Here is a 12457-nt window from a genome sequence, read left to right on the forward strand (position 1 = left end):
CTTTACCGATGAAACCGGCATCGCAAATCCTAGTTTGCCACGTTCTCACGTCACCATGACCTTCACCGATCAGGGCGAACATACGCTTACCGAGACAGTGGTGGCCTATAACTCTGCAAAAGACCTGCAAACGGTCATTGACATGGGTATGGAGGCTGGCCTGGCCTCAACGCTCGAACGGCTGGATGAGTTGTTGTTGAAATTAACGGCCTAAGCTGCCGTCCAAAACGCAAAAAGGACCGGAAATGCCCGGTCTTTTTTGTTTCGTGCCGCATAATATCGCTCGGGTTTCACTGCCCGTGCTAAGAGTTACAGGAAACAGCTCCCTTCTTTAAGAGTCTTGTTATGGACTACCTCTACCCTTTTTGACACCGCTCTTCACCTCTACCTGAAATCACAAATAAAACCGCATACGTAAAATAGGACACGCTATACACGAGGAAAATTTCTGTTAAATCCAATATAAACAACCAACAAAGGATACAAATAAAGCCACCCATTGATGATATAAGAGTCCGACTATCTACATTTCTGTATCCGCGACCGTTACTTAGTGAAAAAACAAGTCCATCGTACTTCTCGGGGTCTCTCATCATGAATTCAACATGCAAGACAGACAATACAAGAGCAACAAAACCAATTAATTTTCCAAGCGCCCCATACAAAATCGCTAGATTAAAAACCAGAACGTCTAAAATCCCAAAAACAAATGAAAACAGCAAAAAGCTGTAGACGACCACCTCTTTCCCTACGATTTTCTTAAATATTTTCAATATTTTACCCATTCACAACCACATCACTGCAGAGGATCAAGACAATACCGGACAAGAACTCATCTGCCTAACAAGCGAGAACTTTGAGAATCTTATTTATTCCCATTCTGACGCTCTTGCCCAAACCAATCCAGACCCAAGCAAGACGCGAGACAAACTCTGGAAGGTCAAGTTCACGACTTGATTAGCTGGAAGCCGAGGAGGGAATTGTAAAAACCAGCCTTTGGGCTGCTTTTTATCCTTGGGCTTTGCCCTGCGGACCATCGCCCGGAGGGCGATGTCTCTCGAAAGCTGCGTACCTCGCTTTCTCGCGAACCAGGGGGTTCAAGCCCGATCCTTGGCGTAAAAATTAAAGAAGCCCCGTACCGAATGGTACGGGGCTTCTTTAATTGGTAGCCGAGGAGGGACTTGAACCCCCGACACGCGGATTATGATTCCGCTGCTCTAACCAGCTGAGCTACTCGGCCACAGGATATTCTGTGGTGTTCCGCAATGTTCGGAACGAGGCGGTTTTTAAGTCAGGGAGCCGTCCCCGTCAAGCGCCTTTTTGACGTTTTTATCAAAAAAGATTTCCACAAAACCAGCGGGCGAGGAACATGCACCCTCGCCCACCACACTCGTTGATCAGGCCACCTTAGGCAGCAGTCGCCGAATTGGCCAGAAGCTCTTCACGGGTGATCCAGCCGCCACCAAGGACACGTTCCCCCTGATAGAACACACCCGCCTGCCCCGGTGCGATCCCGAACTGGGCATCGTGAAGCTCGATCCGGGCTTCACCGCGGGCTTCGGGGAAGACGGTTGCCGTGGTCGGCTGCATGGCCGAGCGCAGTTTGACTTCGACCTCGACCCCCTTTTCATCGATCTGGTCGCCATCAAGCCAGTTGAGGTCTTTGACATAGACCATTTTCTTGGCAAGGGCGGCTTTGGGGCCAACCACGACCTGACGTTTTTCCGGCACCAGCTTGACCACATAAAGCGGTTCTGCCGTGCCACCGATATTAAGCCCGCGACGCTGCCCGACCGTGTAATGGATCAGGCCCCGGTGATCGCCCATGACATTGCCATCAATATCAACGATCTGGCCCGGCTCTCCCGCCTCGGGACGGAGGCGTTCGACCAGACGGGCATATTTGCCATCCGGGACAAAGCAGATGTCCTGACTGTCGGGCTTGTCGGCAACTTCAAGGCCGAACTTGGCCGCAAGGGCACGGGTTTCGGCCTTGCTCATCAAATGGCCCAGCGGGAAGCGCAGGAAATCGAGCTGTTCCTGGGTGGTGGTGAACAGGAAATAGCTTTGATCACGGTTCGGATCGGCGGCACGGTGCAACTGGGCACGGCCATCGGCACCAAGTTTGCGCTGCACGTAATGGCCGGTCGCCATGCAATCCGCGCCAAGATCATGCGAGGTTTCCAGCAGATCACGGAATTTGACGGTCTGATTGCATTTCACACACGGGATCGGAGTTTCGCCGCGCATATAGCTGTCGGCAAAATCATCGATCACTTCTTCGCGGAAGCGTGATTCGTAATCAAGCACGTAATAGGGAATGTCGATATCCTCGGCCACTTTGCGCGCATCATAAATATCGCGCCCGGCACAGCAGGATTTCGCACGGGTCGGTGCATTGGCACCCATATCATAAAGCTGAAGGGTGATGCCCACCACGTCATAGCCTTCTGATTTCAGAAGGGCCGCGACCGCGGAGCTATCGACACCGCCCGACATGGCAACAACCACGCGGGTATCTTCGGGGGCTTTATCAAAGCCAAGAGAGTTCATTTTTCCCACCCATCTGCGGGTCAAGGCCGCAGCGACAAGAAGTTGATCCAAAAAGCAACGGGCGGCATTGCCGCCACCCGCACGTTATATTTCGAGCTTATATAGGCGATGTTGGCCTATTTTGCCAGATCAAGTCCCATCTGCCAGAAATCGGCTTCAAGGCGGCTTGCCATGGCAAAGGTATCCACCAGACCGTCGATGCGATCATGACCGCCACGTTTGGCAACGGTATGTTCGAGCAAGTCGATCTCGGCCCTGGCCACGTCCTGGAATTCGGCGGACGCATACATTTCAATCCATGCCCGGTACGGATTGTTATCAAGCCTTGTATCAGAACTTGCCATCAGGCGGTTTGCGATTTCGGCATAGCCAACCATACAGGGCATCAGGGCAACCTGAAGATCAACCACATCGCCCTGCATGCCGCGATCAAGCACATAGCGGGTATAGGTGACACAGGCGCGCGCCTCCGGTTCGGCGATGATGTCGGCTTCAGTCAGGCCCCAGCCTTTGCAGAAATCAAGATGCAGGCTCATTTCCATATCAAGGATGGCATGCACTGTGCCCGAAAACTGGCGCATGGCGGTCAGGTCTTCGGCCTTGTAGACCGCAAGGGCATAGGCGCGCGAAAACTGGATCAGAAACAGGTAATCCTGAATAAGGTAATGTTTGAAGGCGGCCTCGGGCAGGGTTCCATTGCCAAGCTGTTTTACGAAATCATGGCAGACATAGCTTTCCCAGGCGTCACTTGCGCGTGCGCGCAATTTGCCAAACAGGCTGTCGGCCGGAATGATGTCGGTAAAGGTGGCGGTCTGGCTCATGGATATTTCGTCCCGTTTTATGGTTTTGGCAGGCCGGTTTTGGCACAAACAAAAACGGACCAGCCCGCAGATGCAGGCTGGTCCGTCATTTTTCTGGTCAGGGTGCAGGCCGCAAGGCGCACGTCTCAACCCTTCCGAAATCAGTCTTCGCGTTCGTCGATCCAGGCCATCTGGATGGCTTCGAGAATCTTTTCGTTCGATTTCTCGGGATCGTCTTCGAAACCTTCAAGCTCGCAAACCCATTTATGCAGGTCGGTAAAGCGAAGGTTGAGGTTATCCTTGTCTGGATGTGCTTCCTCAAGCTCGATCGCGATGTCCTGAATATCTGTCCAACGCATATTCGTCTCCTTTGACGCCCGGCATGCAAACGCATCCGGACAACAGAAGGTCAAACTTACTTGTCGACCATCATGTTGCGGGTCGCAGCCGGCAGCTTGACGCGCAGGCCGTCGAGTTCGTCGCTCATGATGATCTGGCAGCCAAGACGCGAGGTCTCGGTCAGGCCGAAAGCAAGATCAAGCATGTCTTCTTCGTCTTCAGACGGCTCGTCCAGTTTGTCGAACCATTCTTCGTCCAGAACGACGTGACAGGTCGAGCAAGCCAGCGAACCTTCGCATGCACCTTCAAGGTCGATGCCGTTCTTATGGGCAGCTTCCAGAACGGACAGGCCGTCGGCAACTTCGAATTCCTTTTCGGTGCCATCGGTCTCAACAAAAACGATCTTAGGCATCTGTGCCTTTCTCCTCGGTAATACTTTTCGTTCGATCTCTGTTTGATGCGCTGCCCCGGATACCCGAAAGCAACACATTCGTCCGGCCCTGACCTTGGCGGTTGTTCGGGACAATCGCCGCAGATGACCGGTTTGTCAATTCCACCGGTGTCGATTAATTCACTTCATCAACATTCTGGCCGGCAAGTGCCTGCCGGATCCGGCTATCCATTCGGGCTTCGGCGAAGGGACGCGATGCATTTTCAAGGGCCTCGGCGGCCTCGTTGATGGCATCACGGTCATCGCCCGCCATTGCAGTTTCAAGGGTGGCAATGGCGTTATTGATAGTCTCCTCATCCTCAGGCGCCAGTAACGCCCGATCCGCTTCCATTGCCGCACGTACAGCCAGGATATTGCGCCGCGCTTCAACGCGCGCCTCGGTCAGGACGCGCAGTTCCATATCTTCACGGGCATGCACCATACTGTCGCGCAGCATATTGGCCATATCGACTTCGTTGATGCCATAGGTCGGCTTGACGGCGACTTCCTGTTCGGTGCCGGTGGTTTCCTCGCGGGCCGAGACGGTCAGAAGACCATCCGCATCCACATTGAACTGTACGCGGATACGGGCCGCCCCGGCGGCCATCGACGGGATACCGGTCAGGACAAAACGGGCAAGCGATCTGCACTGATCAACCATTTCGCGTTCGCCCTGCACCACATGGATCATCATGGCCGACTGGCCATCCTGATAGGTGGTGAATTCCTGTGCCTTGGCGACCGGGATCGGGGTATTGCGGTCAATGACCTTTTCAACAATCCCGCCCATGGTTTCCAGACCAAGCGACAATGGCGTGACATCCAGAAGAAGGTTGTCAGAACCACCCGTGAGTGCCTCGGCCTGAAGGGCGGCACCAAGGGCGACAACCTCGTCCGGGTCGATATCAGACAGCGGCTCCTGTTCAAACAGGTCTGCCACCGCCTTGCGCACGGCCGGAACACGGGTTGAACCGCCGACAAGCACCACGCCCTTGACGTCTTCGGGCAGGATATCGGCATCGTCAAGAACCTGTTCGGTGATCGCGGTTGTGCGCGATAACAGCTTGGCGATCATCGCCTCGAACGCGGCACGCGTGACGGTGTGGGTGGTTTTGCTGCCATTCAGGTCAACAACGACTTCTACCGCATCCTGATCGGTCAGGCCTTCCTTGACCTTGCGTGCGGTTTTCAGAAGGCGCTTGGCATCGGATGCGTCAATCGCATCAGCCGCCCCGCCATCCTTGCGCTCGGCCAGAAGATGTTCGGCAATGGCATGATCGAAATCGTCACCGCCAAGGGCGGCATCACCGCCGGTTGCCTTGACCTGGAAAACGCCCTTTTGCATTTTCAGAAGCGAGATATCAAAGGTCCCGCCGCCAAGATCGTACACGGCGTAAAGCCCTTCTGCCCCGTTATCAAGGCCATAGGCAAGGGCAGCCGCAGTCGGTTCATTGACCAGACGCAGGACTTCAATCCCGGCAAGCTTGGCCGCATCCTTGGTCGCGGTACGTGCCGCATCGTCAAAATAGGCCGGAACCGTGATCACGGCCTTTTCGACCGTCTTATCAAGGCTTTCCTCGGCACGTGCCCGCAATGCCCGCAGGATATCAGCCGAAACTTCAACCGGGGTCAGAACGCGCCCCCCGACATTAAGGCGCACCATCATCGGTTCGCCCGCGCCGTCTTCGGTACCTTCGGGAACTTCGACGTCATAGGGCAGTGTACCGGCCACCGATTTCACATCCTCAAGACCACGGCCCATCAGGCGCTTGACCGAGGACACGACGCGATTGGCATCGGTATTGATATGTTCGCGGGCTTCTTCGCCGACCACCGGAGTACCATCGCCATAATAGACAACCGACGGCACGATGGCGTTGCCACCGGATTTGTCGCGGAGCACTTCGGGCTTTTCATCGCGTGAAATCGCAACGACCGAGTTGGTGGTTCCAAGATCGATACCAACCGCGATCTGGCGCTCGTCCTCATGGGGGAGCGGCGTTTCGCCCGGTTCGTGGATTTTAAGCAGAGCCATGAATTCTATCCGTATCGGTTATTTGAAATGATCAGGCAGCGGCAAGGCGCGATTTCTTCGCGCGCGCTTCCTCGGTCATTTTCATGAGATATCTCAGACGGGTGGTAAGCTTTTTGGCCGTATCAAAGGCATTGCCGTCAATCGCATCGCCAAGGTCCTTTTCGCAGGCACGGGCCTGCTTGCGGGTATCCTTGATCATCGCATCAATGGTGCCCTTGTCTTCGGCATCATGAAGCGCTTCGCGCATTTCCATCGCTTCCATCAGAAGTTCCGGATCATTGACGGTATGGCCTTCGCCACCTTCGGGTTCGATCCCGGCCAGACGCAGCATGTAATGGGCACGCGCCACCGGATTTTTAAGGGTCTCGAAAGCCTCGTTCAGGCTGGCAGCCTGTTGCGAAGACAGGGCCTGCTCACGGCCGGATTTCGACGCAAAGCGGTCGGGGTGCAACAGCTGCTGCTGTTTGAGATAGGTGGCCTCCATCGCGTCAATATCAACGACAAAGGACCGTTCCAGACCAAACCGTTTGAAATGGTCGAGCTGACCCGGGGCCTGAATGGCGTTGCAGGTGTCACAAAACAGTGCGCTGACTTCAACCGGCCCCTTGCAGGACCAGCAAGCTTTGTGTGCCGGATGTTCTGTATTGCTCACGCGGTGCACTTCCGAGGATTAAAATCAAAAAACAAATAGCAAGGCAGTCGGACTTGATGCGATCCGACCACCCTTTTCAGTCGATGGCCCCGGCGATGAAGCCGGGGCCATGACCAATCAGAAAGCAGGGAAAGCCCGGCCGATCAGACGTGGAAGGATTCCCCGCAACCACAACGACCTTTTTCGTTGGGGTTCCGGAAAACGAAACCTTCTTCCATTTTATTGACCTCGTAATCCATCTCGGTGCCGAGCACGAACATGATGGCTTTTGGGTCGATCAGGATTTTCACGCCGTCTTCCAGCTCGACAACTTCTTCGAAGCCGCTGGCATCGTCAGCATATTCAAGCGTGTAAGACAGGCCCGAACACCCTTTACTGCGCACACCCAGACGAATGCCATGCGACGGTTTGCCGCGGCTATCGAGCAACGCCTTGATATGATCAAGCGCAACTGGTGTGACAGAAATCGGTGACGGTAGAGCCATGGTATTCTCCCAAATTCCGGAAAACGCAGCGGTAGGGACGTTGCTTATTCAGCAGCGTCCGCCACACCGTTTTTGGATTTGTAGTCGCTGATAGCAGCCTTGATGGCGTCTTCAGCGAGGATCGAGCAGTGAACCTTGACCGGCGGAAGAGCCAGTTCTTCGGCAATCTGCGAGTTCTTGATCGAGCCGGCTTCATCAAGCGACTTGCCCTTGACCCATTCGGTGATCAGCGAGCTTGACGCAATCGCCGAACCGCAACCAAAGGTCTTGAACTTTGCGTCTTCGATGATGCCTTCCGGGGTGACCTTGATCTGCAGCTTCATCACGTCGCCACAAGCCGGTGCACCAACAAGACCGGTACCAACGGACATTTCGTTTTTGTCCATGGAACCAACGTTGCGCGGGTTTTCGTAATGGTCGATCAGCTTTTCACTATAAGCCATGATTTCTCTCCAATATTCTTTTGGTCTCTCGCGAGACAATGACGTTAATTCAGGCGCTTCTTAGTGCTCAGCCCACTCGATCGACTTGATGTCGATGCCTTCCTGGGCCATTTCCCAAAGCGGGCTCATCTCGCGGAGACGCTCCACCGCGGTGCAGATTGCATCTACAGCGGTGTCGAGTTCTTCCTTGGTCGTGAAACGGCCAAGGCCGATACGCAGCGAGGTGTGTGCGAGTTCTTCGTCAACACCAAGCGCACGCAGAACGTAAGACGGTTCAAGCGATGCCGACGTACATGCCGAACCCGAAGAAACAGCAATGTTCTTGATGTCCATCAGAAGGCTTTCGCCTTCGACATAGGCAAAGGAAACATTGAGGTTACCGCAAACGCGGGCTTCTTCGTCACCATTCAGATAGATGTCGTCAAGACGATCGCGGAAACGTGCCAGCGTGTAGTCACGCAGTTCGGTCAGGCGTGCATTTTCTTCTGCCATTTCGTTCGACAGAATGTCACATGCCTTGCCAAGACCCACGATCAGCGGGGTCGGGAGCGTACCCGAACGCATACCGCGTTCCTGACCACCACCGGTGATCTGGGCGATAACGCGAACGCGCGGACGACGACGGACAAACAGCGCACCGATGCCTTTCGGGCCATAGATCTTGTGGCCGGAAATCGACATCAGGTCGATATTCATGTCTTCAACATCAAGGTCGATCTTGCCAACAGCCTGTGCGCAATCGGTGTGGAAGAACACCTTGCGTTCACGGCAGATGGCACCGATTTCCTTAAGCGGCTGAATGACACCGATTTCGTTGTTCACGCCCATGACGGAAACAAGTGCAGTTTCATCGGTGATCGCAGCTTTAAGTTCTTCAAGGTCGATCAGGCCATTATCCTTAACGCCAAGATAGGTCACTTTGTAACCTTCCTGCTCAAGGTGACGGGCACTGTCGAGCACGCATTTATGCTCGGTCACGACCGTGATCAGATGCGGCTTTTTCTTGCCATAGAACTTCATCACACCTTTGAGTGCGAGGTTGTTCGATTCAGTCGCACCCGAGGTAAAGATGATTTCTTTTGCCGATGCGCCAATGATCTTGGCAACCTGACCACGTGCAATTTCAACCGCATCTTCGGCTTCCCAGCCAAAGCTGTGGTTACGCGAATGCGGGTTACCGAACTTCTCGGTGAAATACGGCAGCATCGCTTCGACGACACGCGGGTCGGTCGGCGTCGTGGCCTGGTAGTCCAGATAGATCGGCTTTGCTTTAAGCTCGTTCATATTAAAGGCTTCCTCACTCACTCTCTTGTCAGGCAGCGTGACGCGCTTTCTTACGCGCTGCATTGCCCCTCATCCGGCTCCAAACACGGATAAATGTATCAATATCCTCGTCGGTGGTTTCCAGTCCCAGACTGACCCTGATGGCCGATCCGGCATCCGAAACCCCCATTTCCCTGAGCACGTGGCTTTCACGCACCTTGCCTGACGAACAGGCTGATCCCGAACTGATGGCAACACCTGCCAGATCCAGCGCCATAACCTGGGTTTCCCCCGGCATTCCCGGCAAGATCAGGCAACTTGTATTCACCAGTCGCTCCGTTCCCTTACCAGCGATCAGAAGCTCAGGCGCCTCTGATGCCAATTCCGTTTCAAGGCGATCACGCAGGGCTGCGACATTCGCCATGTTTGCCATTTTGGCCTCTGCCCGTTCGGCTGCGGCGGAAAAGCCTGCAATACCCAGAACGTTCTCGGTGCCGCCACGGCGGTATTTTTCCTGTCCGCCCCCGCGGATCTGCGGCACCAGCATCACGCCGGGCGCGATCGCAAGTGCGCCAATTCCCTTGGGTCCGCCGATCTTATGGGCCGAAATCGACACCATATCAACCAGCAAGCGCCCCATATCCACCGGCATCCGGCCCAATGCCTGAACGGCATCACAATGGACCTTTGCCCCGTATTCGCGGGCCAGCAGGGCCACTTTGGCCACCGGCTGGATCACACCGGTTTCATTATTGGCCAGCATGACCGAAACCAGAACCTTCTGCCCGGCGTCCGATGCTTCCTTGAGCATCGCTTCAAGGGCATCAAGATCAACCACACCGTTGCCATCCACCGGGATGCGTTTTGCATCAACGCGCCCTTCGATCACCGAGGGATGTTCAACCGCGCTTGTGAAGACAGTGACGTCTTCAAGACCGTTCAGCGCGAGGTTGTTGGCCTCGGTACCGCCACTGGTGAAGATGATCCGTTCTGAATCACCACCGACCAGTTCGGCAATGGTGCGACGTGCATGGTCGACAATCTTGCGTGCAGCACGGCCGCTGGCATGAACCGATGACGGATTACCTGCAACATCCATCGCAGCGATCATGGCCTGCCGTGCTTCGGAGCACAGCGGCGCGCTTGCGTTGTAGTCGAGATAAACCTGGTCGGCCATCAGTTTGTAATCATCCTTATTCGCATCTACCCTCGATATAGAGGAGCATTCACTGTGCCGCAACCTGCGACGGTTCTTCTATTTGCGTTGTTTTACCCGGAAAAACCCGAAGAGAACCGGTCACGTTGCGATCCACCACATCAGCAAGGCTGACAGAAGCCAGATAAAGATAAATCTGGTTGCCCAGTTCTTCCCACAATTCATGGGTCTGGCAGCGGCCCTTGTTGGCCTTGCAGCCCTTGGGGGAACCTGATTTGCAACGGGTTGCACGGATCGGTTCATCAACAGCAAGAATGACATCGGCCACACGGGTTTCGCTGGCAGTTCTTGCCAGCAGATATCCACCACCCGGGCCACGCACGGAACGGACAAGCCCGCCCTTGCGCAATTTGCCAAACAGCTGTTCAAGATAAGACAGCGAAATTTCCTGACGGTCCGCAATATCGGCAAGTGCGACCGGTCGGTCCTTGCTGCTTTCAGCGAGATCGACCATCGCCATAACGGCATAGCGGCCTTTGGTACTCAGCTTCACGGTGCGTCCTCCTGCCTTGCTGGTTCGGTTCTGTTGCTCATGAACCTGACAGCGGGCTGTTCATTCAAGTTGCGCGATACGCGCAAATTATTCCGATGATGCGACGATACGCGGTTTTTCCGGCGTCGCATCCCCGCCCGGCTTTCCTGCAGCACCCGACTTTTCGGCTTCAAGTGCGGTGACCTGATTGCGCAGCGCCTGTACTTCGCGACCGAGTTCTTCAAGAGCGCGCGCCACCGGATCGGGCAGATCGCCAAGCGGCGTACCATAAGCACAGAAACGATCATCGGTCTCGCGGCGAACGATCTTGGCCGGGATACCAACCACAGTCGCCCCTTCGGGCACTTCGGAAAGCACAACGGCATTGCCGCCGACACGGGCATTCTTGCGCACGGTGAACGGACCAAGAATCTGCGCGCCCGAACCAACGATCACACCATCTTCAAGTGTCGGATGGCGTTTGAGGCCGCGCTGGCCATCGCTGTTTACGCTGGGCGATGTTCCGCCAAGGGTAACCCCCTGATACAGGGTCACATCGTCGCCAATCTCGGCGGTTTCACCAATCACGACACCCATGCCATGGTCGATAAAGAACCGCTTGCCGATCTTGGCACCCGGGTGAATTTCAATCCCGGTCAACCAGCGGAAAATCTGGGAAAAGAAGCGTGCTGTAATGCGAAAACCACGCTGCCAGAGCCAGTGTGTTGCGCGGTATCCCATGATCGCATGAAACGCCGGATAACTGATCACGACTTCCCAACGGGATCGGGCCGCGGGGTCGCGGGCAATCATCGCGTCAATTTCCTGACGAATTATCTTGAACATGGGGCGGTCCACTGTGTAATTAGTAGCTTCGATTCCCGGCAGCCACGTCCACGCCCGGCCCTGCATCACCTGCAAGATCGGGTTAAGTCGGCACCAACGGGTTAGCCGGAATATAGGATAACCGAGTAACTTGGTCAAGTATTTGCCCAAAGCAATTTATGCGCAAACACGAAAAAACTTACAAAAACACTCGGATATTTTTGTTGCACACATCATTCCATTCGTGGACAGGAGCAGTCTGATCCATGCCTGAGGTCATTTTTAACGGCCCCGAAGGTCGCCTTGAAGGTCGCTACCACCATAACGGCGCTGACGATTCGCCCATCGCACTTATCCTCCATCCGAACCCGCAACAGGGTGGCACAATGAACAACAAGTTGTGCTTCAACATGTTCAACATGTTCAAGGATCGTGGCTATTCTGTCATGCGGTTCAACTTCCGCGGTGTCGGTCGCTCGCAGGGCGTTTACGATCAGGGAATCGGTGAACTGTCGGATGCGGCATCTGCGCTTGACTGGATGCAGACCTATAATGCCAATGCACGTGCAACCTGGGTTGCCGGTTACTCGTTCGGTTCCTGGATCGGCATGCAGCTTCTGATGCGCCGCCCGGAAATCGACGGATTTATTTCGGTTGCAGCACCGGCAAGTGAATATGACTTCACCTTCCTTGCCCCCTGCCCGTCGTCGGGTATCCTGATCCACGGATCGCAGGACAGCAACATTCCGGTATCGTCGGTTAACAAGCTTGCAGACAAACTCAATGCCCAGAAAGGCATCGAAGTTGACATGTGCACGATTGACGGTGCCGATCACTATTTTGCCAAACAGCAAGATGACGTGATCAAGCATTCGATCGCCTATCTGGACAAGCGCGGCGCATAATTGCCCGCCAGCATGTCAGACAATCACGAAAAAGGCCGC

General features: G+C 54.9%; 15 protein-coding genes and 1 tRNA gene. 2 read left to right on the top strand and 14 right to left on the bottom strand.

Annotated elements, in window-relative coordinates; all coding sequences use genetic code 11:
* The coding region (locus tag TH30_RS11635; protein ID WP_181850253.1) for an SRPBCC domain-containing protein at positions 1–214 on the top strand (214 nt) is incomplete at its 5' end.
* Positions 215–356: 142 nt separating this feature from the next.
* On the opposite strand, the gene TH30_RS11640 is transcribed toward TH30_RS11635, so the two are convergent.
* From TH30_RS11640 to cysE, 14 genes are all read right to left on the bottom strand, one after another.
* The gene (locus TH30_RS11640; RefSeq protein ID WP_114098277.1) at positions 357–785 is read right to left on the bottom strand and encodes a hypothetical protein; all 429 of its coding nucleotides are present in this window, start codon (positions 783–785) and stop codon (positions 357–359) included.
* Positions 786–1163: 378 nt separating this feature from the next.
* Positions 1164–1240: transfer RNA gene (locus TH30_RS11645), tRNA-Met, on the bottom strand.
* Positions 1241–1407: 167 nt separating this feature from the next.
* Positions 1408–2553 (bottom strand): tRNA 2-thiouridine(34) synthase MnmA, encoded by a 1146-nt coding sequence (gene mnmA / locus TH30_RS11650; protein ID WP_114098455.1) that lies wholly within the window; start codon positions 2551–2553, stop codon positions 1408–1410.
* Positions 2554–2669: 116 nt separating this feature from the next.
* On the bottom strand, positions 2670–3374 hold the full coding sequence (gene tenA, locus TH30_RS11655) for a thiaminase II (protein WP_114098278.1): 705 nt from the start codon (positions 3372–3374) through the stop codon (positions 2670–2672).
* Between the two features lie 140 nt (positions 3375–3514).
* On the bottom strand, positions 3515–3712 hold the full coding sequence (iscX, locus tag TH30_RS11660; protein ID WP_068518522.1) for a Fe-S cluster assembly protein IscX: 198 nt from the start codon (positions 3710–3712) through the stop codon (positions 3515–3517).
* Between the two features lie 56 nt (positions 3713–3768).
* Positions 3769–4104, bottom strand: coding sequence for a ferredoxin family 2Fe-2S iron-sulfur cluster binding protein (locus TH30_RS11665; protein ID WP_101247649.1), 336 nt, complete (start codon positions 4102–4104; stop codon positions 3769–3771).
* 154 nt (positions 4105–4258) lie between these two features.
* Positions 4259–6157: a Fe-S protein assembly chaperone HscA gene (hscA, locus tag TH30_RS11670; protein WP_114098279.1), complete on the bottom strand. Its 1899-nt coding sequence runs from the start codon at positions 6155–6157 to the stop codon at positions 4259–4261.
* A gap of 31 nt (positions 6158–6188) precedes the next feature.
* On the bottom strand, positions 6189–6809 hold the full coding sequence (hscB, locus tag TH30_RS11675) for a Fe-S protein assembly co-chaperone HscB (protein WP_114098280.1): 621 nt from the start codon (positions 6807–6809) through the stop codon (positions 6189–6191).
* Positions 6810–6952: 143 nt separating this feature from the next.
* A complete protein-coding gene (locus tag TH30_RS11680; RefSeq protein WP_068518526.1) occupies positions 6953–7294 on the bottom strand; it encodes a HesB/IscA family protein in 342 nt (113 codons plus the stop codon).
* Between the two features lie 44 nt (positions 7295–7338).
* Complete coding sequence (iscU, locus tag TH30_RS11685; RefSeq protein WP_114098281.1) at positions 7339–7737, bottom strand: Fe-S cluster assembly scaffold IscU; 399 nt, start codon at positions 7735–7737, stop codon at positions 7339–7341.
* 60 nt (positions 7738–7797) lie between these two features.
* On the bottom strand, positions 7798–9021 hold the full coding sequence (locus TH30_RS11690; RefSeq protein WP_114098282.1) for an IscS subfamily cysteine desulfurase: 1224 nt from the start codon (positions 9019–9021) through the stop codon (positions 7798–7800).
* Positions 9022–9049: 28 nt separating this feature from the next.
* A complete protein-coding gene (locus TH30_RS11695; RefSeq protein ID WP_114098283.1) occupies positions 9050–10177 on the bottom strand; it encodes a cysteine desulfurase family protein in 1128 nt (375 codons plus the stop codon).
* Between the two features lie 49 nt (positions 10178–10226).
* Positions 10227–10709, bottom strand: coding sequence for an Rrf2 family transcriptional regulator (locus TH30_RS11700; protein WP_114098284.1), 483 nt, complete (start codon positions 10707–10709; stop codon positions 10227–10229).
* A gap of 87 nt (positions 10710–10796) precedes the next feature.
* Positions 10797–11534, bottom strand: a complete 738-nt coding sequence (gene cysE / locus TH30_RS11705; protein ID WP_114098285.1) for a serine O-acetyltransferase — start codon at positions 11532–11534, stop codon at positions 10797–10799.
* A 245-nt stretch (positions 11535–11779) separates the two neighbouring features.
* On the opposite strand from cysE, the gene TH30_RS11710 reads away from it, so the two are divergent.
* Complete coding sequence (locus TH30_RS11710; RefSeq protein WP_114098286.1) at positions 11780–12418, top strand: alpha/beta hydrolase; 639 nt, start codon at positions 11780–11782, stop codon at positions 12416–12418.
* Positions 12419–12457 lie beyond the last annotated feature (39 nt).

Origin of the sequence: Thalassospira profundimaris (genome assembly GCF_003326795.1) — a bacterium.
Classification (GTDB): Bacteria; Pseudomonadota; Alphaproteobacteria; order Rhodospirillales; family Thalassospiraceae; genus Thalassospira; species Thalassospira profundimaris_C.

Bases quoted from the DNA above. Each gene is read 5' to 3' on its own strand.
- mnmA (WP_114098455.1), bottom strand. From the start codon at position 2,553: ATGAACTCTCTTGGCTTTGATAAAGCCCCCGAAGATACCCGCGTGGTT.
- hscA (WP_114098279.1), bottom strand. From the start codon at position 6,157: ATGGCTCTGCTTAAAATCCACGAACCGGGCGAAACGCCGCTCCCCCAT.
- TH30_RS11710 (WP_114098286.1), top strand. From the start codon at position 11,780: ATGCCTGAGGTCATTTTTAACGGCCCCGAAGGTCGCCTTGAAGGTCGC.
- cysE (WP_114098285.1), bottom strand. From the start codon at position 11,534: ATGTTCAAGATAATTCGTCAGGAAATTGACGCGATGATTGCCCGCGAC.
- tenA (WP_114098278.1), bottom strand. From the start codon at position 3,374: ATGAGCCAGACCGCCACCTTTACCGACATCATTCCGGCCGACAGCCTG.
- TH30_RS11665 (WP_101247649.1), bottom strand. From the start codon at position 4,104: ATGCCTAAGATCGTTTTTGTTGAGACCGATGGCACCGAAAAGGAATTC.
- iscX (WP_068518522.1), bottom strand. From the start codon at position 3,712: ATGCGTTGGACAGATATTCAGGACATCGCGATCGAGCTTGAGGAAGCA.
- TH30_RS11690 (WP_114098282.1), bottom strand. From the start codon at position 9,021: ATGAACGAGCTTAAAGCAAAGCCGATCTATCTGGACTACCAGGCCACG.
- iscU (WP_114098281.1), bottom strand. From the start codon at position 7,737: ATGGCTTATAGTGAAAAGCTGATCGACCATTACGAAAACCCGCGCAAC.
- TH30_RS11695 (WP_114098283.1), bottom strand. From the start codon at position 10,177: ATGGCCGACCAGGTTTATCTCGACTACAACGCAAGCGCGCCGCTGTGC.
- TH30_RS11680 (WP_068518526.1), bottom strand. From the start codon at position 7,294: ATGGCTCTACCGTCACCGATTTCTGTCACACCAGTTGCGCTTGATCAT.
- TH30_RS11640 (WP_114098277.1), bottom strand. From the start codon at position 785: ATGGGTAAAATATTGAAAATATTTAAGAAAATCGTAGGGAAAGAGGTG.